This window comes from Staphylococcus sp. 191, from assembly GCF_011174885.1.
In the GTDB taxonomy this organism is placed as follows: domain Bacteria; phylum Bacillota; class Bacilli; order Staphylococcales; family Staphylococcaceae; genus Staphylococcus; species Staphylococcus coagulans.
The window spans coordinates 127,744-153,022 of sequence record NZ_PNRJ01000002.1 but is presented as its reverse complement, the minus strand read 5'-3'; the positions used below and the strand labels follow the sequence as shown (position 1 = coordinate 153,022).

The 25,279-nt window shown below is 36.5% G+C and carries 20 protein-coding genes and 2 pseudogenes; 17 read left to right on the top strand and 5 right to left on the bottom strand.

From position 1 onward, the window contains the following. Positions 1–149 precede the first annotated feature (149 nt). A complete protein-coding gene (gene scdA, locus C1H58_RS02720) occupies positions 150–830 on the bottom strand; it encodes an iron-sulfur cluster repair di-iron protein ScdA (protein ID WP_060829431.1) in 681 nt (226 codons plus the stop codon). 310 nt (positions 831–1,140) lie between these two features. Between scdA and C1H58_RS02715 the strand changes: the two genes are divergently transcribed. The 15 genes and pseudogenes from C1H58_RS02715 to C1H58_RS02645 all read left to right on the top strand — a co-directional run bounded on the left by C1H58_RS02715 (position 1,141) and on the right by C1H58_RS02645 (position 18,851). Beyond that, positions 1,141–2,307 (top strand): betaine/proline/choline family ABC transporter ATP-binding protein, encoded by a 1,167-nt coding sequence (locus C1H58_RS02715; RefSeq protein WP_165545240.1) that lies wholly within the window; start codon positions 1,141–1,143, stop codon positions 2,305–2,307. After that, positions 2,307–2,942: an ABC transporter permease gene (locus tag C1H58_RS02710; RefSeq protein WP_050329999.1), complete on the top strand. Its 636-nt coding sequence runs from the start codon at positions 2,307–2,309 to the stop codon at positions 2,940–2,942. The genes C1H58_RS02715 and C1H58_RS02710 overlap by 1 nt, the downstream gene beginning before the upstream one ends. A 33-nt stretch (positions 2,943–2,975) precedes the next feature. Further along, the gene (locus tag C1H58_RS02705; RefSeq protein WP_016426162.1) at positions 2,976–3,629 is read left to right on the top strand and encodes an ABC transporter permease; all 654 of its coding nucleotides are present in this window, start codon (positions 2,976–2,978) and stop codon (positions 3,627–3,629) included. 254 nt (positions 3,630–3,883) lie between these two features. Then, positions 3,884–4,987 (top strand): Leu/Phe/Val dehydrogenase, encoded by a 1,104-nt coding sequence (locus tag C1H58_RS02700; protein WP_060829433.1) that lies wholly within the window; start codon positions 3,884–3,886, stop codon positions 4,985–4,987. Positions 4,988–5,503: 516 nt separating this feature from the next. Further along, positions 5,504–6,568, top strand: coding sequence for a PTS sugar transporter subunit IIC (locus tag C1H58_RS02695; RefSeq protein WP_050345208.1), 1,065 nt, complete (start codon positions 5,504–5,506; stop codon positions 6,566–6,568). Positions 6,569–7,047: 479 nt separating this feature from the next. Next, complete coding sequence (pflB, locus tag C1H58_RS02690; protein ID WP_165545239.1) at positions 7,048–9,297, top strand: formate C-acetyltransferase; 2,250 nt, start codon at positions 7,048–7,050, stop codon at positions 9,295–9,297. 66 nt (positions 9,298–9,363) lie between these two features. Further along, the gene (gene pflA / locus C1H58_RS02685) at positions 9,364–10,125 is read left to right on the top strand and encodes a pyruvate formate-lyase-activating protein (RefSeq protein WP_050345209.1); all 762 of its coding nucleotides are present in this window, start codon (positions 9,364–9,366) and stop codon (positions 10,123–10,125) included. 544 nt (positions 10,126–10,669) lie between these two features. Beyond that, positions 10,670–11,320 (top strand): annotated as a pseudogene (locus C1H58_RS02680) (SDR family oxidoreductase). Positions 11,321–11,611: 291 nt separating this feature from the next. Continuing rightward, a complete protein-coding gene (opp4A, locus tag C1H58_RS02675) occupies positions 11,612–13,333 on the top strand; it encodes an oligopeptide ABC transporter substrate-binding protein (RefSeq protein WP_165545238.1) in 1,722 nt (573 codons plus the stop codon). A gap of 158 nt (positions 13,334–13,491) precedes the next feature. Beyond that, positions 13,492–14,506, top strand: a pseudogene (locus C1H58_RS12540) (ABC transporter ATP-binding protein). After that, the gene (locus tag C1H58_RS02665) at positions 14,496–15,485 is read left to right on the top strand and encodes an ABC transporter ATP-binding protein (RefSeq protein WP_050345214.1); all 990 of its coding nucleotides are present in this window, start codon (positions 14,496–14,498) and stop codon (positions 15,483–15,485) included. The pseudogene C1H58_RS12540 and the gene C1H58_RS02665 overlap by 11 nt, the downstream one beginning before the upstream one ends. Next, positions 15,482–16,444 carry an oligopeptide ABC transporter permease gene (gene opp4B, locus C1H58_RS02660; RefSeq protein WP_165545237.1) on the top strand — a complete coding sequence of 321 codons (963 nt, stop codon included), beginning with the start codon at positions 15,482–15,484 and terminating at the stop codon, positions 16,442–16,444. The genes C1H58_RS02665 and opp4B overlap by 4 nt, the downstream gene beginning before the upstream one ends. A gap of 11 nt (positions 16,445–16,455) precedes the next feature. Continuing rightward, complete coding sequence (gene opp4C / locus C1H58_RS02655; RefSeq protein WP_050345216.1) at positions 16,456–17,349, top strand: oligopeptide ABC transporter permease; 894 nt, start codon at positions 16,456–16,458, stop codon at positions 17,347–17,349. A gap of 241 nt (positions 17,350–17,590) precedes the next feature. Then, a complete protein-coding gene (locus C1H58_RS02650; protein WP_060829438.1) occupies positions 17,591–17,845 on the top strand; it encodes a hypothetical protein in 255 nt (84 codons plus the stop codon). Between the two features lie 286 nt (positions 17,846–18,131). After that, positions 18,132–18,851: a trypsin-like serine peptidase gene (locus C1H58_RS02645; RefSeq protein ID WP_165545236.1), complete on the top strand. Its 720-nt coding sequence runs from the start codon at positions 18,132–18,134 to the stop codon at positions 18,849–18,851. A gap of 163 nt (positions 18,852–19,014) precedes the next feature. On the opposite strand, the gene sdaAA is transcribed toward C1H58_RS02645, so the two are convergent. Genes sdaAA through C1H58_RS02630 form a run of 3 tightly spaced genes read right to left on the bottom strand, consistent with a single transcriptional unit; the run spans position 19,015 to position 21,654 of the window. Further along, positions 19,015–19,914, bottom strand: a complete 900-nt coding sequence (gene sdaAA, locus C1H58_RS02640; protein WP_165545235.1) for an L-serine ammonia-lyase, iron-sulfur-dependent, subunit alpha — start codon at positions 19,912–19,914, stop codon at positions 19,015–19,017. A 15-nt stretch (positions 19,915–19,929) separates the two neighbouring features. Beyond that, positions 19,930–20,607: an L-serine ammonia-lyase, iron-sulfur-dependent subunit beta gene (gene sdaAB / locus C1H58_RS02635; protein WP_050345220.1), complete on the bottom strand. Its 678-nt coding sequence runs from the start codon at positions 20,605–20,607 to the stop codon at positions 19,930–19,932. 15 nt (positions 20,608–20,622) lie between these two features. After that, positions 20,623–21,654: a PTS sugar transporter subunit IIC gene (locus C1H58_RS02630; RefSeq protein WP_060829441.1), complete on the bottom strand. Its 1,032-nt coding sequence runs from the start codon at positions 21,652–21,654 to the stop codon at positions 20,623–20,625. Between the two features lie 463 nt (positions 21,655–22,117). On the opposite strand from C1H58_RS02630, the gene C1H58_RS02625 reads away from it, so the two are divergent. Together C1H58_RS02625 and C1H58_RS02620 are read left to right on the top strand one after the other, a co-directional pair. Continuing rightward, positions 22,118–22,297: a hypothetical protein gene (locus C1H58_RS02625; RefSeq protein WP_016426178.1), complete on the top strand. Its 180-nt coding sequence runs from the start codon at positions 22,118–22,120 to the stop codon at positions 22,295–22,297. 225 nt (positions 22,298–22,522) lie between these two features. Further along, a complete protein-coding gene (locus C1H58_RS02620; RefSeq protein ID WP_165545234.1) occupies positions 22,523–23,368 on the top strand; it encodes a metallophosphoesterase in 846 nt (281 codons plus the stop codon). Positions 23,369–23,563: 195 nt separating this feature from the next. On the opposite strand, the gene C1H58_RS02615 is transcribed toward C1H58_RS02620, so the two are convergent. Next, complete coding sequence (locus tag C1H58_RS02615; protein ID WP_165545233.1) at positions 23,564–25,051, bottom strand: aldehyde dehydrogenase family protein; 1,488 nt, start codon at positions 25,049–25,051, stop codon at positions 23,564–23,566. Positions 25,052–25,279 lie beyond the last annotated feature (228 nt).

Below are 25,279 nucleotides of genomic sequence, written 5' to 3'. Positions count from 1 at the left end.
GGATTGAACAGATTGGCATCAAACGGATAGGTCTGTGTAAATATCTCAATTATAAAATGGAATTAAACCAATGAGAGGGCAGTTGACAATCAATTGATGCAAACTGCCCTCTCATTATCTTATTGTTAAATAGAAGTGGTGACCTAAAATTAAAGTAATTGTTCTACTTTAGGAAATAGCACATGATTTTCTAAGTGGACATGTGCATGTGTTTCTTTTTCTAAGTCTTCAATACGTTGATAAACTAAGCGCCAAGTCCCACAGGCTGAACTTGGAATTTCAAAGTCATCTGTTAGTTGACGCATCTCTTGTAATAATTGTCCTGCATTCAGATGTTCACTTGTCAGCGAATCTATTGTTGCCTCGAGGTCTTCAATTTGTTCTCCTTGATACGCGGCAACTAATTTTGGAAAAGCAATTTGTTCTTCTTCCTCAATATGCGCTAACATCTCGCCTTTAAAAGTATCATAGACCGACTTTAATTGAATTAAATGAGGGTTTTGAGGACCATGTACCTTTGCCAGCTTTGTTACATAAGGAGAGAGTTGTTTGAATTCTGCTCTTAAAGTGTCGTGATAACGTGATTGGATGTACTGAATCAACGAGGGCACATCTAAATAACGTGTATCTATACCTTCACCTTGAATTTGACTTGCTTGCTCTAACTCACTGAGTAATACGTTTACATCGATACGTGGATGTTGTTCAACTGCTTCCAAGATAGAAACTTGTCCACCACAGCAAAAATCGATGCCATATTTACGGAAAACATCTGCTGTTTTAGGGTATTGCGTTACAATATCTGCGACCTTTTCTTGTGTTTGTATCATCATCATTCATCCTTTCTGTTTAAATCTTATAAGTCTAGTTTAAAGTCTTTGTGAAAAAATGAACATTAGGGATTTTACTTTATTTAGTTCAGAAAGTGGATAAGTTTATATCGTAAATTGACTAAGTGTAATTATTCATGCTTTTTCAATTAATAGTTCATTAATTATGTTAAAATAGTAATAGAGTTGAATTTGAAAAAATCGTAAAAACAGTTAAACAGGGAATATCGTTATCATTCAGCATGTGGCTGTTAATGAGACACCTATTACAGTATGCCATCGAAGCATCGAATCTAGAGGAGAGAAGTATATGTTGCGTATTCAGAATTTAACTAAAATCTATCCAGGTGGAAAGAAAGCCGTGGATAATTTAAGTCTTGATATTGAAGAAGGCTCATTTGTAGCGTTTATAGGGACAAGTGGAAGCGGAAAAACGACAGCATTGCGAATGATTAATCGTATGATTGAGGCCACAAGTGGCAAAATTTTAATTGGGGATCAAGATGTCCGTAAGATGAACCCGGTAGAATTACGCCGAAGTATTGGCTATGTTATACAACAAATTGGACTTATGCCACATATGACAATCAAAGAGAATATTGTTTTAGTACCCAAGTTATTAAAATGGTCAGAAGAAAAGAAAACGCAAAAAGCTAAAGAGCTCATCAAATTAGTGGATTTACCTGAGTCTTATTTAGATCAGTATCCTGCACAATTATCTGGAGGACAACAGCAACGTATTGGCGTTATTAGGGCTTTAGCAGCGGAACAAGACATTATTTTAATGGATGAGCCTTTTGGTGCGCTTGATCCTATCACACGAGATACACTGCAAGATTTGGTCAAATCATTACAGAAAAAGCTTGGCAAAACTTTTATTTTTGTAACACACGATATGGACGAAGCGATAAAATTGGCAGATCGCATTTGTATTATGTCGGAAGGGGAAGTCGTACAGTATGATACGCCAGATAATATTTTACGTCATCCAGCAAATGATTTTGTAAAAACGTTTATTGGTGATCACCGTTTGATACAAGAAAGACCGAATATACGTACAGTACAAGATGCGATGATTAAACCTATTACCGTTAATGCAGATGATTCGCTCAATCATACGGTCTCCCTTATGAGAGAAAAACGAATTGATACGATATTCATTGTGAACAAGCAAAATAAATTATTAGGTTATTTAGACATAGAGGATATAAACGAAGGATTACGGAAGCATGCAGAGTTAATTGATGTGATGCAACGTGACGTCTACCATGTACATGTAGACAGTAAGCTACAAGATTCTGTGCGAACGATTTTAAAACGAAACGTGCGTAACATTCCGGTCGTTGATGATGATGGCCGACTCGTCGGTTTGATTACACGTGCCAATTTAGTCGATATTGTTTATGACTCTATATGGGGTGAAGATGCTGAAGCGGAGCAAGTCAATATTGAAAACAATATAGGAGATGGGATCTAATGATTCAATTCTTACATGAATATAGCGGTGAACTCCTTAATAAAACCATTGAGCATTTTTATATATCGTTAATGGCGTTATTTATCGCCATTATTATTGCAGTACCTCTTGGTATTGTATTGGCGAAAACACGGAAAGTTGCCAATGTAGTCCTTACAGTAGCCGGTGTTTTACAAACTATCCCGACATTAGCAATTTTAGCATTGATGATTCCTATTTTTGGTGTAGGGAAAACACCAGCAATTATTGCATTATTTTTATATGTTCTTTTACCTATTTTAAGTAATACCGTGTTAGGTGTTCAAAATATTGACGAGAATATTAAGCAAGCCGGTTTAAGTATGGGGATGACACGTTTTCAACTCATGAAGAGTGTTGAACTTCCTCTAGCGCTCCCATTGATTATGGGGGGTATTCGTTTATCAAGCGTTTATGTCATTAGTTGGGCGACGCTAGCTAGTTACGTAGGCGCTGGCGGTTTGGGTGATTTTATTTTTAATGGATTGAATTTATATAATGCCAATATGATTATTGTAGCGGCAATTTTAGTAACAGCGCTCGCTTTGATTGCTGATATGTTGTTAGCGTTAGTTGAAAGATGGACGATACCTAAAGGGTTAAAAGTTGAGAAATAAGCGGAAGATAATGAATAAATAGGAGGTCAAACAATGTCAGGAAACTTAATCGAACAGTTATTCCAATACTATCAAAATAATATTGGCTACTTATGGGCATTATTTTTGAATCATTTATTAATGTCTGTGTATGGCGTATTATTCGCTTCTCTTATCGGTATTCCTTTAGGTATTTTATTATCACGTTACAACAAAATGGCTTGGTTTGTTATTACGGTAGCGAATGTCATACAGACAGTTCCAGTTATTGCGATGCTCGCTATTTTGATGTTACAAATGGGACTCGGAACAACGACCGTTGTTGTCGCTGTATTTCTCTATGCACTGTTACCGATTATTAAAAATACGTACACAGGCATTACGGGTGTCGATAGCAATATTAAAGATGCAGGGAAAGGTATGGGCATGACACAAAATCAAGTGCTCAGAATGATCGAACTCCCACTGGCATTATCAGTCATCATTGGTGGGGTACGAATTGCGCTGGTTGTCGCAGTAGGTGTGGTCGCTGTGGGTTCATTTATCGGTGCACCGACATTAGGAGATGTCGTTATCAGAGGGACAAACGCGACAGATGGTACAACTTTTATTTTAGCAGGCGCAATTCCTATTGCTTTAATCGCTGTAGGTATTGATGTGCTTTTACGTCTTGTAGAAAAAAGGTTAGATTCTGCAAAGCATGCTTAAATTTAAAATTATTTTCCTAGTTAAATAAGTAGTCAGCTATGAAAAAACGACCGACTTATGTTATGATATTCAAAGGTTGGAAACGCTTACATTCGACAACTTATATGTCTTCAATTGAAGTCTGTTGTTTGAGTGAAAGAACGGGTTAGAAAGTGCGAGTGATATTGCATTCTAAAAGGGGAAGACACATTTCGACTGTGTCCATGACTCACGTTTTCATCCACGGGAAATGAAATAACAGAGGAGGAATGGCAATGATTTTTGAAAAAATGGCACAAGCTGATTACGAGCAATTAGTTTTTTGTCATGATGAAACGACAGGATTGAAGGCGATTATTTGTATTCATGATACGACTTTAGGTCCTGCGTTAGGGGGATGTCGTTTTTGGAACTATGAAACGGAAGAAGAAGCAATCATTGATGTGATGAGACTTGCAAAAGGGATGACCTACAAAAATGCAGCAGCTGGTTTAAATCTAGGTGGCGCAAAAACAGTTGTCATTGGTGACCCTAAAAAAGATAAGTCCGAAGCGTTCTTTCGTGCGTTAGGTCGCTATATTCATAGCTTAGATGGACGTTATATCACTGCCGAAGATGTAGGTACAACGGTTGAAGATATGGATATGATTCACCTAGAAACACCACATGTCTGTGGAATTAGTGAATCTTATGGTTCAGGCGGCAATCCAAGCCCGATGACCGCATTGGGGGTTTATTACGCAATGAAGCGAACTGCGAAAGAAGCCTTCGGGTCAGACTCATTAAAAGGAAAAACAGTTGCCGTCCAAGGTGTGGGCAATGTTGCTTTTCATATGTGCCAATATTTGCATGATGAAGGAGCACATTTGATCGTCACTGATATTAACGAAGAAGCGGTTCAGAATGCAGTTGAAGCATTTGATGCGCAAGCAGTCGGCATTGATGAAATTTATAGTGTCGATGCAGATATTTTTGCACCATGTGCCTTAGGTGGCGTGTTGAACGATGAAACGATTCCTTCATTAAAAGCTAAAATGGTTTGTGGTAGCGCCAATAATCAGCTCTTAGAAGAAAATCGTCATGGTCAAATGTTAGAAAAACGCGGCATTATTTATGCACCGGATTTTGTTGTGAATAGTGGCGGCGTCATTAATGTGGCTGATGAACTGAATGGCTATCATCGTGAGCGGGCTGAGAAAAAAGTGAAAGCTGTCTATGATCAAATGGATAAAATATTTACAATTGCGAAAGAAACGCATGTTTTACCATTACAAGCGGCGGAGCATTTAGCTGAATCAAGAATCAATACAATGATGCGTGTGCACAGTAAATACTCATCCAAGCCTAACAATCAATTGCGTGATACACGTACCCATTGAAATGTTTAAACAGCCTGAAACATTAATTTTTGGTCGCACACCCTAACCTTTGAGCTGATTGAGGGATAATAACCACAGTCGACGAGATGTTTAAGATGTGTGTAGAAATCGAAAATTTGATGCTTATCTAGCTAAGTTCATACAGTTTTAAATATATAACAGCATAATAGGCGCCTTTCAAAGTGGACATTGTATAATGAAGACTTCGAAAGGCGTTTTAATATTTTTTGTTCAAAAGCATATTAACCGTGTTTAGTGCTTTAATAATAAGAAAATTCTAAAAATTATATTGAAAAATAAAAAAGGTTACGGTACGCTACAAGAGTATTCAAATGCAGCTAAAAAAAGGTGAATGTTAAAAAAAGGAAATGTGTCTGAAACCAGTGGTGTATCATATAGTACATGATGACGTACACTTATGTCTCCAATCAGATGGCATAATCCTTAATATTACTGTCCATTTCACAACTTAGCCATGTAATACATCTCATTAACTCATTTCAGGTGGTAGATAAAATGGAAGCAACAGAGAAAAGAATGAACTTTAAACAATTTATGTATAAGGTGTTGAATGGTTTAGCGATTTCAATAATTGCAGGACTGATTCCTAATGCTGTATTAGGTGGATTATTTAAGTATTTAAGCCAATATGCAGATATATTTAGCACATTACAATTTGTCGTACTAGGCATACAGTTTGCTTTACCTGTTATGGTCGGTGTACTTATTGCATTACAATTCAAACTTGACCCTATGAGTACAGCTTTAGTAGGAGCGGCATCTTTTGTAGGTTCTGGTGCAGCTAAAGTGACTGAAGCCGGGTGGCAAATCGTAGGAATTGGAGATTTAATTAATACGATGATTACCGCTTCAATTGCGGTTCTACTTGTATTATGGATTGGTGATCGCTTAGGAAGCCTAAATGTAATTTTATTGCCTATTTTAGTCGGAGGTGTACCGGGTCTTATCGGCGTTTTAACCTTACCTTATGTCAGTAAAATTACATTAGCAATCGGAAGTTTGGTGAATACTTTTACGACTTTACAGCCAGTTTTAATGGGCGTATTGATTGCGGTTTTATTTTCATTTATTATCATTTCACCGATTTCTACGATTGCAGTCGGTCTAGCGATAGGAATTTCTGGATTAGCTGCGGGTTCAGCTGCTATTGGGGTAGCCACAACAGCAATCGTGCTGTTTATTGGTACTTTACGTGTCAATAAAATTGGTGTGCCCATTGCGATCTTATTAGGGGGCATGAAGATGATGATTCCTAATACGATTCGCTACCCTATCATCTTTTTACCAGTGGGTATTACTGCTGCGATTACAGGAGCTGTAGGCGCACTGCTCGGTATAACTGGAACAAAAGAAACGGCTGGGTTTGGAATTGTTGGACTTGTGGGCCCGATTAAAGCATTAGAATTAATGGAAGGTAATCATATAACATCGCTGATGATTGTGATTTTTGTATTTTTTATTATCCCACTTGTTGTAGGCTTTATAGTCAATTTATTGCTTTCTAAAGTGTTTAAACTCTACACTTCTGAGATATACAAATTTACAGCGACTGAAAAATAACAAGTCGAGCTTTAAAATTAAAATACTTTATAAGCAGCATGACTTTGTCCACACGTGTTTGTACATACACTTTTAAAAATTGAATTTACAATCATATAAGGTGACATGTCTTACGCATGATCTGTAAATATAAAAGAGGGACATCAATCCCAAAATAAATAGCACTCAGATGATTTTAAATAGAAAATCGTCTGAGTGCTCTCTTTTTTATGATAAAACTTCGTATTGTGTGACTTCGCTTCTGCTTCAATGAAGGCAAATTGAGTTGAGACTTGAGGCCCATAAGCATGTTTTTCACAGCATAGTTGTATGCTTAAAAAATTAAAAATATAAGACTAGAATTGTGACGAAAATTTATACAAAATAAATCCAAAATATGACATATTTTAAAACGCTTACAATTTAAAGTGATTTCATCCACAAGTCCTGTTATACTGATTGTGAAATGATGAACAAAACCTAATTGGAGGTATGTAACCATGATTAAAGATACGAATACTCGAAGCAATGCTTGGGAAGGATTTAAAACTGGACGTTGGACTCGCAATGTAGATGTGCGTGAATTTATCCAATTGAACTTCACAGGTTATCAAGGTGACGATAGTTTCTTAGAAGGACCTACTGAAGCAACTGAAAAATTATGGGATCAAGTGATGGCTTTATCTAAAGAAGAACGTGACCGTGGCGGCATTTGGGATATGGATACAAAATTACCATCAACAATTTTATCGCACGATGCAGGTTATTTAGACAAATCGTTAGAACAAATTGTTGGTGTTCAAACTGACAAGCCATTCAAACGTTCAATGCAACCATTTGGTGGTATCAGAATGGCAAAAGCTGCTTGTGAAGCTTATGGTTATGAATTAGATAAAGAAACAGAACATATTTTCACAGAATATCGTAAAACACATAACCAAGGTGTATTCGATGCTTACTCAAAAGAAATGTTAGCGTGTCGTAAAGCAGGTATTATCACAGGTTTACCAGATGCATATGGACGCGGTCGTATTATTGGTGACTATCGTCGTGTCGCATTATATGGTATTGATTTCTTAATGGAAGAAAAACAAAGAGACTTCAATGAATTATCATCAACAATGACTGAAGATGTCATCCGTTTAAGAGAAGAAGTATCAGAACAATATCGTTCTTTACAAGAATTAAAACAACTCGGTGAACGTTACGGTTTCGACTTAAGTCGTCCAGCTGAAAACTTTAAAGAAGCTGTTCAATGGTTATACATGGCTTATCTTGCAGCAATTAAAGAACAAAACGGTGCAGCAATGAGTTTAGGTCGTACTTCAACTTTCCTTGATATTTATGCTGAACGTGACTTAGAAGCAGGTACAATTACTGAAAAAGAAGTACAAGAAATTATCGACCACTTTATCATGAAATTACGTCTTGTAAAATTTGCGCGTACACCTGATTACAACGCATTATTCTCTGGTGACCCAACTTGGGTAACAGAATCTATTGGTGGTGTTGGCATTGATGGTCGCCATATGGTAACTAAAAACTCATTCCGTTTCTTACATTCATTAGATAACTTAGGACCAGCACCAGAACCAAACTTAACTGTACTTTGGTCAACTCGTTTACCTGAAAACTTCAAACGTTACTGTACAAAAATGAGTATCAAAACAAGTTCAATTCAATATGAAAATGATGACTTGATGCGTGAAAGTTACGGCGATGACTATGGTATTGCATGTTGTGTATCTGCAATGCGTATTGGTAAACAAATGCAATTCTTCGGTGCACGTGCAAACTTAGCTAAAACATTATTATATGCGATTAATGGTGGTAAAGATGAAAAATCAGGTGCTCAAGTTGCACCAAACTTTGCGCCAATCGAAACAGAAGTTTTAGACTATGATGAAGTTTATCGTCAATTTGATGAAATGATGGAATGGCTTGCAGGCGTGTACATTAACTCATTGAATGTCATCCACTACATGCATGATAAATATAGTTATGAACGTATTGAAATGGCACTTCACGATACAGATGTACACCGTACAATGGCAACAGGTATTGCAGGTTTATCAGTTGCAGCTGACTCATTATCAGCAATTAAATATGCAGAAGTTCGCCCAGTACGCGATGAAAATGGCTTAGTAGTTGACTTTGAAACTAAAGGCGAATTCCCTAAATACGGTAACAACGATCCACGTGTAGATGATATTGCGGTACAACTTGTAGAAAGCTTTATGAGAAAATTACGCAAACATCACACTTACCGTGATTCAGAACATACAATGAGTGTATTAACAATTACTTCAAACGTTGTTTATGGTAAGAAAACAGGTAATACACCAGATGGACGTAAAGCTGGCGAACCATTCGCACCAGGTGCAAACCCAATGCACGGCCGTGATTCAAACGGTGCATTAGCATCATTATCATCAGTAGCTAAATTACCTTATGACTGCTGTAAAGACGGTATTTCTAATACATTTAGTATCGTTCCAAAATCATTAGGTAAAGAAGAATACACACAAGAACAAAACCTTGTAAGTATCCTTGATGGTTATGCTTTACAACATGGTCACCACTTAAACATCAACGTATTTAACCGTGAAACATTGATTGATGCGATGGAACACCCAGAAGAATATCCACAATTAACGGTTCGTGTATCTGGATATGCTGTAAACTTTATTAAATTAACACGCGAACAACAATTAGACGTTATATCTCGTACATTCCACGAAACAATGTAACGGCAAAGCAATAGGTGTCACAGTCGGAGTGACAGATTTTAAGAGAAGGTAAAATGGGGGAGTACAATGATTAGAGGACACATTCATTCAATTGAAAGTTTAGGAACAGTAGATGGACCAGGTCTACGCTATATCATCTTTACACAAGGTTGCTTATTGAGATGCTTATACTGCCATAATCCAGACACATGGAAGATTAATGAGCCGTCGCGATCAGCATCACCAGATGAACTTGTGGCTGAAATCACACCGTACCTCCCATATTTTGAAGCATCTGGAGGCGGCGTTACAGTTAGTGGTGGAGAACCGCTTCTACAGATGCCATTTATAACGGAGCTCTTTAAAAAGCTTCATGCGCACGGCATTCACACTTGTATTGACACATCTTTAGGCTGTGCAAACGATACTGAAGCGTTTAAAAAACATTTTGATCAACTACTCGAGTATACAGACTTGTTGATGGTTGACATAAAACATATTAACAATGAAACGCACAAAAGATTAACTGGAAAACCCAATACTCATATATTAAATTATATTCAATATTTAGCTGATAAAGGTCAACCGATATGGATTAGACATGTGCTTGTGCCAGGTCTTACTGATACCCCCGAAGACCTTGTAGCACTCGGCGCATTTATAAATAAACTTGGTAACGTCGAGAAGTTTGAGATTTTACCTTATCATCAGCTTGGTGTGCATAAATGGGAAGCACTTGGTGTTCCTTATGAACTTAATGATGTCGAGCCCCCGACAGATGAAGAAGTTGAAAAAGCATACCAATACGTTGACTTTAAAGGTGTAACCCCCTTAACACCTATCGGCTAGGTAAAACAATAAGACATGGATCTATTCACTCTTTTAGAATCATAATAACCCTTAAATAATGTTTCGAACCGTACACGCCCCTCACGTGTGCGGTTTTTTTTAATGATTAAAAAGGGAAGGGCATTAACGATAGGATGTATAAAAGCTCCTATTCGTTTCAGTGAGATGAAGGAAGGAATTTAATTGACACGTTTTGTAAACCAATATTATTTTACTTTAGCCTCTTTTTCTTTTTTAACTATTTTCTCTAAATATTAAATTATTCTTTCTTATGTATATTGTAGTTATCTTTTTTACATTGATTATGGAATACTTTTTAAATAGGGCGCATGATATTAGGAATAAAAACAAGTGGATGCTATTTTATTGTTTTTCCACTAGCTTTGATTTTATTATTTGCTTTCATGTTGCACATGCTAACTTAATTGTTTGAGAGAAGATGTGATAGATTGTAAGCACTATTTAATGAGCAGAATCAAAGGCGTGTGTATGAATTGTACTATCATGAAACGTGAGATGATTAGATAGAGGAGGAAACTTTATGATAAAGACGTTACTTTTAGGTGCCAATGGCGGTGTAGGTCAACATTTAGTGAGAATATTCCAATCCAACGACACGGGTTTTACAACGAGTGTACGTGACCATGCACAAAAATAAGCGTTAGAAACAAAAGGTATTGCCACCGTTTATATTAATATTGAAAAAGAATCTATCGAATCGTTAACATAGTTGTTTCAAGATTATAGTCAAGTCATTTTTTCAGTCGGTTCTGGAGGGCGTACAGGGGCAGAAAAACAATCATTGTTGATTTAGATGGTGCTGTCAAAGCGATTAAAACAAGCGAAGCGGCGAAAGTGGAAAACTTTATAATGGTTTCAACCTACGACTCTCGACGTGAAGCGTTTGATGCGAGTGGAGATTTAAAACCTTATACTATCGCAAAACATTATGACGATGACTATTTAAGACGAAGTGCACTAACAGCGACTATATCCAGGTGCGTTAACAAATGATTCGGGTACAGGGGAAATCCGTGCTGCGCAATATTTTGATCAACCGAATGATCGAAAAATTCCACGAGAGGATGTTGCTGCGGTTTTATATGAAGTGGCTGCTCAAACCAAATATCACGGTAAAGAATTTCAAATTTTAACAGGGGATGTGCCAATTGTTGATGCGTTATCTACAATATAAATGACTATTTTACAGTTAAAATAGCATTACCCGTCTACTTTATAAATATACAAAGCATTCAGCTTTTAGAACAGTAATGTCTTTTGATGTTGAGATGTTATTATTCTATTTTTATATAAATGATCTACTCTTTATAAATTTATATTTGTTTCAAATGTTAAAATTTGTGTACATTATTATAAATAATAAAAGAATACAAATTATAAAAATACATATTGACAAAAAATTCAGAAAAATACAATAATAGTAAAGAAAAGATAATTCAATGATTATATTTAAGGGGGAACGCCAATGAAAAAGGCTTATCGTTATGTATTGTTTTTAGCATTGAGTGTAGTTTTAGTTTTGTCAGCTTGTGGAAAAAGTGGAGATACTGCTAAAAATGATAGTAGCAAAACTGAAAAAAGTGATGCTAAGGGAGGAACTTTGAATGTGGGGATTGCTGAACCGCCAGAAGGAAACTTCCAATCTATTTTTTCAAGTTCTACAGGTGATTCAGGTGTTATTGACTATTTTAATGATTCATTGATTGAATTGGATGACAATTTACAAATTAAACCTAAAATTTTGTCATGGGAAAAGCATAAAGATGATGATCTAACGTATACATTCAAATTGAAAAAAGGGATTAAGTGGCAAGACGGTAATCCGCTCACAATTAATGACTGGATTTTCACTTTAGAAACGATTGCAGATCCTGATTATGATGGACCAAGATATAGCGGTGTAGACGTTATTAAAGGGGCAGAGGAAAAGCATAAAGGCCAAGCGCAAAACATCAGTGGTATTAAAAGGATTGACGATTATACTGCAGAAGTTACGTTCAAAGCACATAAAGCGAACAACTTGTTAGAGTTATGGACATCTGCACCAATCAGTGAAAAAATCTTTAAAGATATTCCAGTGAAGGATATGGCGAAATCTGATGCTGTGCGTAAACATCCAATTGGTATTGGACCATTTAAAGTTAAAAATATTGTTGATGGGGAGTCAGTAGAGTTAGTTAAAAATAAAGATTACTGGCAAGGTGAACCGAAAATCGACAAGATCAATTTACGTGTTGTAGAACAGACATCTATGACACAAGCACTTGAAAAAGGGGATATTGATATGGCTTCAATTACGCCTCCTATTGCCAAAGAAATTAAAGACAGTGGTTCAGATAACTTGAAGTTGTTAGAAGCACCGTCAACATCATATGCAATTATTGGTTTTGTTTTAAATGATTATGACAAGAAAAGTCGGAAAATTGGAAAAGAAAGATCGAAATATCAAAATAAACAATTGCGTCAAGCGATGGCGTACGCGATTAATCGTAAAGAATGGATTGACGCATTTTATTATGGATATGGTAAACCATTAAATGGTCTCATTCCATCAGCACATTGGAGTGGTGCTAAAAAAGGTGATGTACACGAATACGATCACAACGTTAAGAAAGCGAAAAAATTATTAGATGACGCAGGTTATAAGGATAAAGATGGTGACGGCTGGCGTGAAGATCCAGATGGCAAGCCATTTGTAGTTAACTTAAAACATTATGCCGGCTCTAACCCTACATTTGAACCGCGTTCAGCAGCGATTAAAGGTTATTGGGAAAAGGTAGGACTTAAAACGAAAGTTGAAATGGAAGAGTTTGGTAAGTATGCAACAGATTTAGAAAATACTTCAAAAGATATGGAAGTTTACTTCCGAACATGGCAACAAGGTGCGGATCCAGATCCATCAGACTTATATAAATCAACAGCGTTATGGAATGAATCACGCTATAACAATCCAAAAGCGGATAAGCTGTTAAGTGAAGCGGTAGATTCAAAAGTCGTTGGAGATAGTAATAAAAAGCGTAAAGAAAAATATCTAGAATGGCAAAAAATTATGGCTGAAGATGTACCTGTTATTCCAATCGTTGAATTAAAAGATGTGACAGTTGTGAATAACAGAGTGAAAAACTTTGAAGTATCATTGAAGGGATCGAACCCTATTTACCAATGGGCAGTTGAAGATAAAAAATAAGAGTCAACTGTTAAGATGATGATTTAAAAGGGATGGGGTTGATGTATAACAACCCTGTCCTTTTCTTAATATAAAAATACGATTGTTATCATCAAAAAATTGGGCATATATTATTTTTAATTTTAAGACGTTTTATACGCGCATAGAGGGGTGGAAAAATGAATAATGGCAATTTGTTAGAAGTTAAAGGTTTATCAACAGCATTTTACATAGAAGGGCAACGACATAACGCAATATCAAATATCGATTTGGAAGTAAAAAAAGGTGAAATATTAGGCATTGTAGGAGAATCCGGTTCTGGAAAATCGGTATTAAGTTTATCCATTTTAAAATTGTTGCCTGAAAAAATCGCAACGATTGCATCTGGAGAAGTGATGTACAAAGACCAACGTATCGATAATCTTCAAGCCGAACAATTCAATCGTGTTCGGGGTAAAGAAGTTGCGATGATTTTCCAAGAGCCGATGACGTCTTTAAATCCAGTTTTTACCATTGGAAGCCAACTTATGGAAATGCTGATGCTACATTTAAAACTTTCAAAAAAAGAAGCGAAGTCAAAAGCCATTCAATTATTGAAAGATGTAGGGATTCCGCGTCCAGACAAGGTCGTCGACGAGTATCCACATCAATTATCAGGGGGGGATGCGACAACGGATCATGATTGCAATGGCCGTTTCATGCGCGCCTCAATTATTAATTGCTGACGAGCCTACAACAGCGCTAGATGTGACGGTTCAAGCGCAAATATTAGAACTTCTTAAACGCATTCAGCAAGATACACAAATGGGGATCATTTTTATTTCACATGATTTAGGAGTGATATCAGAAATTTGCGACCGTGTTGCTGTAATGTATGCAGGTAAAATTGTTGAGACGGCAACTGTTGAAGAAATATTTACCCATCCGAAACATCCTTATACCAAGTTACTTTTAAAAGCCATACCTCGATTGGATGTCCAACAAGATAAATTAGAAACGATTCAAGGTAGTGTACCGAGTTTAACAGAACTCCCTCAAGTGGGTTGCCGTTTTGCGAATAGGTGTCCGAATGCGATGCCTATTTGCTTAGAAAAAAATGTCAAAGCCATTTCGATTGCAGAAGAACATCAAGTTTTTTGTCACTTATATGAAGATGAGGCGCAATTCAAGAGGGGGAATGATCATGGTGAATGAAAATATTTTAGAAGTAAAAAATCTCAAACAGTATTATCCAATTAAGGGGGGTGTGTTTCAACGAAAAGTGGGGGAAGTGAAAGCTGTCGATGACATTTCATTTTCTATAAAAAAAGGACAGACGGTAGGCTTGGTTGGAGAATCAGGTTGCGGTAAATCATCTGCAGGTCGAACGATTTTATGTTTACAAAAGGCGGATGCTGGTGAGATTCTATTTTGTGGTCAAGATTTAACAAAGCTTAAGGGGAAAGCGCTAAGAGAAGCGCGCAAAGGTTTTCAAATGGTGTTTCAAGATCCATATGCCTCGCTAAACCCAATGCAAATGGTAGGCGATATTGTTGGAGAACCAATCAGGAATTACTATAAGAAAAAGCAAAAGGATATAGAGGGTGAAGTGAAAAGCCTTCTTAGACGTGTGGGCTTGAATGAAGCTGATTATTATAAATATGCGCATGAGTTTTCAGGAGGACAACGTCAGCGTGTAGGCATTGCACGTGCACTTGCGCTCAAACCTAATCTGATTATTGCAGATGAACCGGTCAGTGCCTTGGATGTGTCAGTCCAATCACAAGTATTGAACATCATGGACGAATTACAAGAAGAATTTGGTCTCAGTTATCTTTTTATTGCCCATGATTTAAGTGTCGTAAAACATGTCAGTGATTATATTTGTGTGATGTATTTAGGTCATATTTTAGAGCAAGGTCCGGCTGAACAAATATATCAAAATCCGTCACATCCTTATACACAGTCTCTCATCTCAGCGATTCCAGAAATTAATCCAAAAGCACGTAAGAAACGTATCATATTAGAAGGAGATTTACCTTCACCCAGTCATCCACCAAAAGGGTGCCCATTCCATACTAGATGCCCGGTTGCAGAACCGAGATGTGCTGAGATAAAGCCACCGTCTGTAGAAGTGAGTAAAGATCATTATGCGGCATGTATCTTATTAAATGATGGAGGGATGACAAAATGACAACTTTAATTATAAGAAGAATTTTACTTATGATACCGATGCTACTGCTTATGTCCATTGTCATTTTTACAATTGCTAAGTTACAGCCCGGGGATGCGTTTTCAGGTAACATAGATCCAAAAGCGGGTGCAAAATATTATGAAGAGGAACGTGAAAAGCTAGGTTTAAATGAACCGATTCCGGTTCAATATCTCAAGTGGGGAGAACGTGTATTACACGGAGATTTAGGAGATTCCATTCGCTACAAACGTCCAGTAATCGACTTAGTTAAAGAAAGAATGCCGAATACGATTTTACTTGGCGTAATCAGTCTCGTGATTACATATTTGATTGCTTTTCCTTTAGGGATTTTGTCAGGACGCAAACCCTATAGTTTATATGATTATAGTATTCAATTTTTAAATTATTTAATGCTGGCTATCCCTTCATTTGTTGCAGGTGTATTTGCTATTTACATTTTTGCCTTTCAATTAGGCCTTTTTCCATTTTCTGGTTCGGTAGAGATTGGTCTAGAACCAGGGACGATGCCTTATTATATCAGTAAAATTTATCACGCTATTCTACCGGGTACCGTTTTAGGATTGCTATCTACAGCTAGCTATGTACAATTTTTAAGAAACGATATTATCGAAAATTCCCGTAAAGATTATATTCGAACAGCACGTGCGAAAGGTTTATCAGAATCTAAAATATATAATAAGCATATTTTGAGAAATTCTATTATACCCATCGTAACGTTTTTTGGTGCAGATGTTTTATCTGTCTTCGGCGGTGCTGTCATTACAGAAACCATTTTCTCTTATCCTGGTATTGGTAAGCTACTCATTGATGCAATCAGTGGTAAAGATTATCCGTTAATGATGGCGCTACTATTATTCTTTTCGTTTTTAGGATTGCTTGCAAATTTAATATCGGATATCACATATAGCATTGTAGATCCGAGAATTAAGAGTAATTAGGGGGAGAAAGTATGGATAAGAAACAAAAAGCAAAAAGTAAATCACCATTAGCCATCGCGCGTAAAAAATTTCTAAAAAATAAACCTGCAATCATTGCATCTATTATATTAGGTCTTATTGTTGTGATTTCATTTTTAGCGCCATTACTTGCACCTTATGATCCTAACGAGCAAAATTTAGTTTTAATCAAAGGTGATATGTCACCAGAACATTGGTTAGGCACAGATTCAGGGGGAAGAGATATCTTAAGTCGCTTGCTCTATTCTGGACGTGTTTCATTGATGTTTGGATTGCTGACGTCCATTGGTTTAATGACTTTAGGGATCATTATAGGGATGATATCAGGTTACTATGGTGGATGGGTAGATACATTATTAATGCGTTTTACAGAATTTGTGATGCTTTTCCCATTTATTCCATTCGCTGTTGTGTTAAATGCGACATTTAGCGGAAAAATCGAAAATCAATATGGCTCTGCTATTGTTTTAGGTGCCGTATTAATCGCTTTGTCGTGGGTAGGGGTTGCCCGAATCGTTCGTGGTAAAGTACTACAAGAAAAAGAAAATGAATACTTTTTAGCGGCTAAATCCATCGGGACTCCGGTTTATAAAATATTGCTTAAACATCTACTACCGAATATTCTAAGTGTGATTATAGTTCAAGCGACACTCGTATTTGCGGTACAAATTGTAGCTGAAGCGGGACTGAGTTTCCTTGGATTCGGTATTAGTAAAAGTGTCCCAACATGGGGGAATATGTTGACAGATGCACAAGAAGGAGATATTTTAAGGAGCAAACCATGGATATGGATGCCACCCGCAATTATCATTACAACAACCATTTTATGTATCAACTTTATCGGTGAAGGGCTCAAAGATGCACTGAATCCAAAATCTAATCGCTAATAGAATGCAATGGAAATATCGAATATTGTTTAAATCAATCAAGTAGTTAACGATTAAACACATACAAAACTTTTCTTAAAGTCATTTCACATATGGATTAAAACACGATACAATAAAGAAAATGATTTAAAAATAGTTTTCAGTTTATAGACTGAGCAAGTCATTTTAATCAATACTTCTATGCATATAACTATGGCTTGTTTTATTAGGATTTAATGTATAAACAAAGGGAGTGATGAAAGTGCTTAAAAAGCTAGTCATTCTATTTTTCGCGATGGTTATTACGACAACAATTAAAGAAACATATTTTGTGGCAGGAACTTGGCAGTATTTATTATTACAATCACTTTCATTAAGTTTAATTCTATTCTTTATTTATCACTTCATTGCATTTCAATTGAGGTCGAAACGTGATACCGCACATCATGAGCGACGTAACGCGGCGCAAGAGTGTGAAGAACGAGAACAAGTGACTCATCGTGCGATACGTAAGTAAGTGAAGACTTAGTAGGGGATGAAGTCCCATTGCTTTAATTATTATTTCTATACTTAGGCAAGACGACGAAATCTTATTGATTTCGCGGTCCTGCCTTTTTCTTATCGCGCAGTTTGAGCTATCTGACTTGGTTAGTGATAGTTGCTTTCTTTTATTTGATATTACATACAAACCCAAAGCGCTCACATAATTAATAAATTACTTAAAAGTTGTTTATTAATAATTATAAAAAATATTATACTATACTAAAAAATACAAAAGGAAGTGCTCGAATGGAAAAGTTTGTATGCTTGTCGCCCTTCTTTTAGCCATGGTTCCCGTTATTTTCTCGCATAGTGGTTTTACAGCAGTAGTAAATAGTGAAATCTATCCTATTAAAGATTCACAAAATGCCCCATATCATATTGTGGGTAGAATTGATTTTAATAATGGACGTTCTGGTACAGGATTTGTAATTGGTAATAACACAGTAGCTACGAACAGCCATGTTGGTATTAACTTTAAAGGTAAAGATAGTGGTGTCTTTAAGTTAGCTTATAATAAATACAACAAAGGCCCAAAAATCCTTGGAGAATATAGTGTGACGGATGTTAAATTTGCACCTCATAAAGACGATGATGTTGCCATTTTAACAGTTGTACCTAAAAATGGGGCTAAAAATGTTGGAGAAGTTGTCCAACAGGCTGCTATTATAGATGCCGGTTTTATAGATAAAAAGTGGCTTGAAACATCCGAAAATAATTTACATATTGCAGGTTATCCAAGTTTAGGAGATCGTAATATTATGTGGGGTTCAGACGGAAAGATTTTGGACTTTGCTTTTGGTAGTAATCACATTTATAAAGCGAATATATTAACATCTCCTGGTGGTTCTGGTTCCCCTTTATTCAACAATCACCAACAGGTAATAGGAATTAATAGTAGTACTTACGGAGACGATCCAAAAGTCAGTGGTGGATTTTTATTTAAAGATGATTTATTGAAATTTATAATCGATAACAGATAGTATCCTTAAAAACAGCGAGAAATGAAAGACCATTGCCTCCGAAGAAGAGGATATGAAAAAAGCTCTAAGACGTTTTTTATTAAAAAGCACCTTAGAGCTCTTTTTTTAATTTTAAGTCTGAATTGCGATTCATTTTTGAATGATAGCGCAACACGTCAATAATTTACGAGAATATTTCTTTTTTCTGTGCATGTCCAAAGATTTTTTCTTTGATTGCTTGCCCAGTCGGAGTTCCAGCAAGACCACCGATACCAGTTTCACGCAATGAAGCAGGTAAATTTCGTCCTACTTTATCCATTGCCATTATAACTTCATCAACAGGGATACGGCTTTCAACGCCCGCTAATGCTAAATCTGCAGAAATAAGTCCGTTGCCCGAACCAATCGCATTACGCATAACACAAGGGATTTCAACTAAGCCAGCAACCGGATCACAAACGAGACCTAATAAGTTACTTAGGCTGATAGCAATTGCATGACCTGCTTGTTGAGGTGTGCCCCTAAACGTTTCGACTGCAGCAGCTGCAGCAATGGCTGAAGCTGTACCAACTTCAGCTTGGCATCCCCCTGTAGCCCCAGCTACCGAGGCATTGTTTGCAATAATCATACCGCACATCGAGGCAGCAAATAGAAATTGGAGCATTTGTTCATTGCTTAACTCATGAGAAGCTTCTAATTTGAAGAGCACACCCGGTATTGTTCCTGAAGAACCTGCTGTAGGGGTCGCACAAATAATACCCATTGCTGCATTGACTTCATTTGTAGCAATCGCACCTTTAACAGCTGTCATCATATCGTAACCTGATAATGCTTGATGATTTTGATTATATTCATGAACTTTAATGGCATCTTGTCCAGTATAGCCTGTAACACTTTTAACGCCTTTACCTGTTGTTCCTTTTTCAACAGCGTCCCGCATTGTATCTAAGTTTTGTTGCATCATATCAAGGACTTCTTCTCTAGACATGCCGCGTGTAGACATCTCCTGCGCAATCATAATTTCTGCAAAAGTTGTGTCGTGTTGCTCAGCATACGTGATTAATTCTTCCATAGTATCAAACATAGAAATCCCTCCATTTTATTGTATATATGAGAAGTTTAAGCAAGGATAAGCCGTTTTTAATGAAGTTAACAATGCTTCATCAATGGGCTTATTTAAATGTAGTGCTAGAAGACAACGACCTTCGTTCATCGTTTTAATCTCTTCATTAATATCTACTTCTTTTTCAACAAGTTGATTAATTAAATGATTCACTTCAGAAATCGTACATTCGCCATCAATAACGAGAATATTCGGTGTGTGTGACATGAGAATACACATTTGATTGACGTGGATACTTTTCACTTTAAATGCGCCACCACCAATAGAAATTCCATTTAATTCGACGTGACGCGAGCCATGATCTAATTGAATCAATGCGCAATTCGGATGTTCGCCTAGACTGGTTCCAGGTTCTTCAATAAATTCAAAATCGATGCCTTGTTCTTTAGCGATTTTTGTAGAGGACTTAATACGTGGGTCAGATGTATTGAAATCAAGTAAGCCTCCGATGATAGCTAAATCAGTTCCATGCCCACGGTGTGTTTCTGCGAAAGATTCATAATAATGCACTTTAATTTTTTCAGGTGTATCACCTAGAATCGCGCGTGCAGCTTTTCCGATTTTAACGGCGCCTGCTGTATGTGAACTTGAAGGGCCCATCATTACTGGACCAATAATATCGAATGCACTTTGGTAATCTTTTGTACGAGCCATAATGCGTTCCACTCCTTAACTAGTTTGTTGTTTTAATTGAGGTGTATGCACATTGAATGTAAGTCGTTTTTTGCTAATAAATGTACTGATAATATAACTTAAAAGGATGCTAATGATTGCGACAACAACGATCGTAATGGCTGTACGCAATGCATCATTAAAGCCTAGAGCAACAATCGGACCTGCAATCGGTGTTGCCATACCTGGTTGGTTAACGACGATACCCATGTAAGTGATAAATAAGCCGTTGACCATGCCTACGATTGCGTTCGTACCATATAGCTGAATGGGATATTTTGCAATGATATCAATTTGTGTGAGCGGTTCAATGGCTACTGCAAAAGCTTTACCGGAGTTACCAATTTTTAATTTTTTAAATAGTACAAAGTTTGCAAACGAGCTACCCATACATCCTAGGGCACCGATTGCCATTGGAATACCTGTTAAACCAAGTAAACTTGTGAAAACCATCGAACTGAGCGGTGTCATACCTACAACAGGTACAATCGCACCTATAACAAGTGCAAGCGCATAAGGGTTATTATCACCAACAGCAGTTACCGCAGAACCAATTTGTTTAAGAACAGCAATCACACTTGGTGAAACAAGAGATGCAACCCCATAGGCTAAAGCAGGGGAGACTAAAATAACGACAATCAAATCTAAACCTTCAGGAACATATTTTTCTATAACTTTAATTCCAAAACCGACAATATAAGCTGCGATAAATGCAGGTAAAAGTTTAAAATCAAATAACACCAATCCGGTTAATACGGCAAAAACTGGGTTGATACCAAACTTTAAGCAAGTCAGAATACCTACTGCAACCCCGCTTAAGCTACCCGCAATTTCCCCTAATTTGATAAAGTATTCCGAGTGCAATACGCCACCAATGGCATATTTCAAAAACGCCTCAGGTAAAAAAGATGCACATGCTGCACCCGATAAGGCTTGTAAGCTGACTTTACCGTTTGGTGCAAATTTTAAGAATAATGTCATCGCCAATAAGACGACTAATAGTGTTCCAATTCCTAAAATAAAATCCATAACTTTTCCTTCTCTCTTAATTTGCTTTTTAAGTTTTGGATAGCTATCAAAACACCCTCATCATAAAGGCATTTCAGATGCTGTGCAAGCCCTTACATTATACTAAAAATGCAATATTTCATGTTGTTAACATAATTAATTATATATTTATATAGATTGTGAAAATGAATGTAGTGTTTAATTGTTCATAATACTAAAATTTATCTAAGTATTTCACATTAAAGTTTTAATGCGATAAATCAAATTGATTTAATATGACATATTTGTGAATTAATAAAAGTTTAAATATTATTAACTTTCAAACGTATAAAATTACTCAATTTGAATCAAAATACTGCAATAAGTAGTGAGTGATTAATTATGATAATTATGTGAATACAATCACAAAACAATGAAATTAAGTTGAAGTAGGTGTATAATACAAATAGGGAAAGGAAAGCAATAATTAAAGGATGTGTTAAAAATGAGAAAAGCAATTTTAGAACTAATTCGTTCTAACCAAAGTTGTTACGAAATTTACATTCATACTGGTGTAAGCCAAGGTATTATTTCAGACATCCGCTCTGGCTATCGTACATTAGATGATATTAGTTTACGTGACGCTGAACGCCTTTACGATTATGCACAACTCGTTGCTGCATAATATTTAAAATATGAGAATACTAACCGAGAGAGAATAAGAGAATAGATGGAAAAGCATATACTCATAAAACCATAGACCTTTCAAACTGGTACGTTTCAAATGTTCCGTTTAGAAAGGTCTTTTAATTTTGTCTATATCGAATATAAGAAGATAAGGCAGTAAAAAAGCAAGATATTATACGTTTGTACTGGCATTCTGGGATAATAGTTATAAGGGGGAAGCATGATGAAAATCGGTACTTTATCAGATATCCATTTTGATCGCCATCAACAATTACGGATGGAAGATTATATTGAAGCGCTAGCGCAATTGACGCGTCAAAAGGAGTTAGACTTGTTGATCATTGCGGGTGATATTTCCAATCACTATAGCACTACATTGCGATTTATCAAGCAATTGACCGAAAATGTTGCGTGTGGTGTATATTTTATTCCAGGCAATCATGATATTTGGCGTCAAGCTGATGAAATCATCACCTCGGAAGAAATTTTAGCTTTATATACAGCCCATCCCCAGTGCCTCATCAATCAACCGCTTGAATTAGGACAATTTGTTATCGTTGGCCATATGGGCTGGTATGATTATCACTTTGCAAGTAACAAATATACTTTGGAGAAATTGGAAAGAGGTAAGCATTACGGGGCGACATGGCAAGATAAAGTCCATACGAATTTTGAACAGTCTGATCAGATGCTATCCAAGCGTTTTGCAGAATCAGTGTTCCATCAATTAGAGCCTTATCTACATCATAAAGTTATTTTAGTCACACATGTTGTAACGCATCCAAAATTCGTTGTCCCTTTACCGCATCGAATTTTCGATTTTTTCAACGCTTTTATTGGGACACAAGATTTTGATTATGTTTATGAACATTATGACGTGGCGTATAGTGTGATGGGGCATGTTCATTTTAGAAAAAGATACACCGAAAATGGCACGACGTATCTTTGTTCTTGTCTTGGCTATCCGCGAGAATGGAGAGGTGACGATCTCTTCACAGAACTCAAAGATGCATTGCAAATGATTGAGCTTCCAGATAGTGATAATCAACACAATTTCAAGCATGTGTAATAAAAAATTAAGGTGTGTCAGTGGACTTGTTACAGTATTTAAATCATAGTAATGAATAGAGTGCAAAAGCGTATGTAACATAAAGTGAATAACGATTAAAAACGACGGAATCAAGTGCACTACAAGATTCCGTCGTTCTATTTATTTTAGGAGAGCGTCATTAAATTATTTTTCACACAAGTTGTTTCAAGTTATTTAGTATAGACCTTTTGTTTCGTTGCTAATGTCTATATAAATATTTTTAACTTGTTGGTAGTTTGCAATGGCATCTTTATAAGTTTCACGACCAATACCTGATTTTTTGTAGCCTCCGAATGGCGCACCTTCAGGAACTTGGTTATACGTATTGACCCATACACGACCTGTACGGACATTTTTAGCTACATTTAATGCACGGTTAATATTTGTTGAGAAAACACCACCAGCTAAGCCGTATTCAGAGTCATTTGCGATTTGAATAGCTTCTTCATCGTCTTTCACTTTAATAATTGTTAATACGGGCCCAAAGATTTCTTCTTGCGCTAATTTATTTTTATTATCCTTTACTTCGATAAGCGTAGGTTCAAAGAAATGACCTTTATCTAATCCATTATCAGTTAAACGGTGACCGCCGACGAGAATATTGGCATCGTTTTCTTTCGCATAGTCGATATAACCTTGAATTTTATCGATTTGTGCTTGGCCAGTTTGAGAACCCATTTGTGTAGCGCTATCAAGTGGATCGCCAACTCTAATTTGTTTAAATGCTTCAACAAGTCGTGGTACAAGTGTGTCATAAATTTTTTCATGAACAAGTAAACGAGAACCTGCACTACATACTTCACCTTGGTTGAATAAGATACCGAGTTGGATGCCTTCTAAAGCTAAATCTAGGTTTGCATCATCTAAAATAATATTGGCACTTTTACCACCAAGTTCAAGTGTTGCTGGTACGATACGTTTTGCACCTGCTTCTGCAACTTGATAACCCACATCAGTAGAACCAGTGAATGATAATTTGTCGACACCTTCATGATTGAAAATGGCATTACCAGATTCTGAACCTTTACCTGTTACGACATTGACAACACCTGCTGGTAAAACTTCTTGGAAGATTTTAGCTAATTCAATTAAACTTAACGGTGTTGAAGAAGAAGGTTGGATAACGACTGTGTTACCTGCAGCTAAAGCTGGACCTAATTTCCATGAAGCAAGTAGCATTGGGAAGTTCCATGCAACGACAGCACCGACAACACCAATTGGTTCGTGTTGAATAATGCTCATAACATTGTCTTCAATATTGTTGAGAGATCCTTCATCCGTATCCACTACACTTGCGAAATATTGGTAATGGCGTGCTGCAGAAGGAATGTCGATATTTGCAGACTCACGAATTGCTTTACCTGTGTTCAATGTTTCAATTGTCGCAAAGTGATCTTTTTTCTCCATTAATTTATCATGAATTTGACGTAATAAATTAGAACGTTCTTGTTTTGATTTGCGGCTCCATTCTGGAAATGCGTCTTGAGCGGCTTTAACCGCTTTATCGACGTCTTGTTCATTGGCTTTAGCGACTTTTGCTAAAACTTCTCCTGTTGCTGGATTGTTGACATCTAAGTACTCACCAGATTCCGGCTTTACAAATTCACCGCCAATAAACAGTTCATATTGATCAGAAACATAATCCTTAACATTAATACCCATAATATTGCCTCCTTTTAGTTCAACATTATAAAAAGTAATATATTTTGATATTGTTAATTCATTGATGAACGACTTTTTAAAATGTTCTAAAACAAATCTTTCATAGTCTTATTCTAAATCGATATGTTTAAAAGGTAAATTAATCTGACTCATTAAGAAAAAATGTTCCTTTCGATAAGTGGTACAGGGAGTGATGAGAAGTCCAAACCAATAAAAAACAAGCCTCCA

Bases quoted from the DNA above. Each gene is read 5' to 3' on its own strand.
- scdA (WP_060829431.1), bottom strand. From the start codon at position 830: ATGATACAAACACAAGAAAAGGTCGCAGATATTGTAACGCAATACCCT.
- C1H58_RS02715 (WP_165545240.1), top strand. From the start codon at position 1,141: ATGTTGCGTATTCAGAATTTAACTAAAATCTATCCAGGTGGAAAGAAA.
- C1H58_RS02710 (WP_050329999.1), top strand. From the start codon at position 2,307: ATGATTCAATTCTTACATGAATATAGCGGTGAACTCCTTAATAAAACC.
- C1H58_RS02705 (WP_016426162.1), top strand. From the start codon at position 2,976: ATGTCAGGAAACTTAATCGAACAGTTATTCCAATACTATCAAAATAAT.
- C1H58_RS02700 (WP_060829433.1), top strand. From the start codon at position 3,884: ATGATTTTTGAAAAAATGGCACAAGCTGATTACGAGCAATTAGTTTTT.
- C1H58_RS02695 (WP_050345208.1), top strand. From the start codon at position 5,504: ATGGAAGCAACAGAGAAAAGAATGAACTTTAAACAATTTATGTATAAG.
- pflB (WP_165545239.1), top strand. From the start codon at position 7,048: ATGATTAAAGATACGAATACTCGAAGCAATGCTTGGGAAGGATTTAAA.
- pflA (WP_050345209.1), top strand. From the start codon at position 9,364: ATGATTAGAGGACACATTCATTCAATTGAAAGTTTAGGAACAGTAGAT.
- opp4A (WP_165545238.1), top strand. From the start codon at position 11,612: ATGAAAAAGGCTTATCGTTATGTATTGTTTTTAGCATTGAGTGTAGTT.
- C1H58_RS02665 (WP_050345214.1), top strand. From the start codon at position 14,496: ATGGTGAATGAAAATATTTTAGAAGTAAAAAATCTCAAACAGTATTAT.
- opp4B (WP_165545237.1), top strand. From the start codon at position 15,482: ATGACAACTTTAATTATAAGAAGAATTTTACTTATGATACCGATGCTA.
- opp4C (WP_050345216.1), top strand. From the start codon at position 16,456: ATGGATAAGAAACAAAAAGCAAAAAGTAAATCACCATTAGCCATCGCG.
- C1H58_RS02645 (WP_165545236.1), top strand. From the start codon at position 18,132: ATGCTTGTCGCCCTTCTTTTAGCCATGGTTCCCGTTATTTTCTCGCAT.
- sdaAA (WP_165545235.1), bottom strand. From the start codon at position 19,914: ATGTTTGATACTATGGAAGAATTAATCACGTATGCTGAGCAACACGAC.
- sdaAB (WP_050345220.1), bottom strand. From the start codon at position 20,607: ATGGCTCGTACAAAAGATTACCAAAGTGCATTCGATATTATTGGTCCA.
- C1H58_RS02630 (WP_060829441.1), bottom strand. From the start codon at position 21,654: ATGGATTTTATTTTAGGAATTGGAACACTATTAGTCGTCTTATTGGCG.
- C1H58_RS02625 (WP_016426178.1), top strand. From the start codon at position 22,118: ATGAGAAAAGCAATTTTAGAACTAATTCGTTCTAACCAAAGTTGTTAC.
- C1H58_RS02620 (WP_165545234.1), top strand. From the start codon at position 22,523: ATGAAAATCGGTACTTTATCAGATATCCATTTTGATCGCCATCAACAA.
- C1H58_RS02615 (WP_165545233.1), bottom strand. From the start codon at position 25,051: ATGGGTATTAATGTTAAGGATTATGTTTCTGATCAATATGAACTGTTT.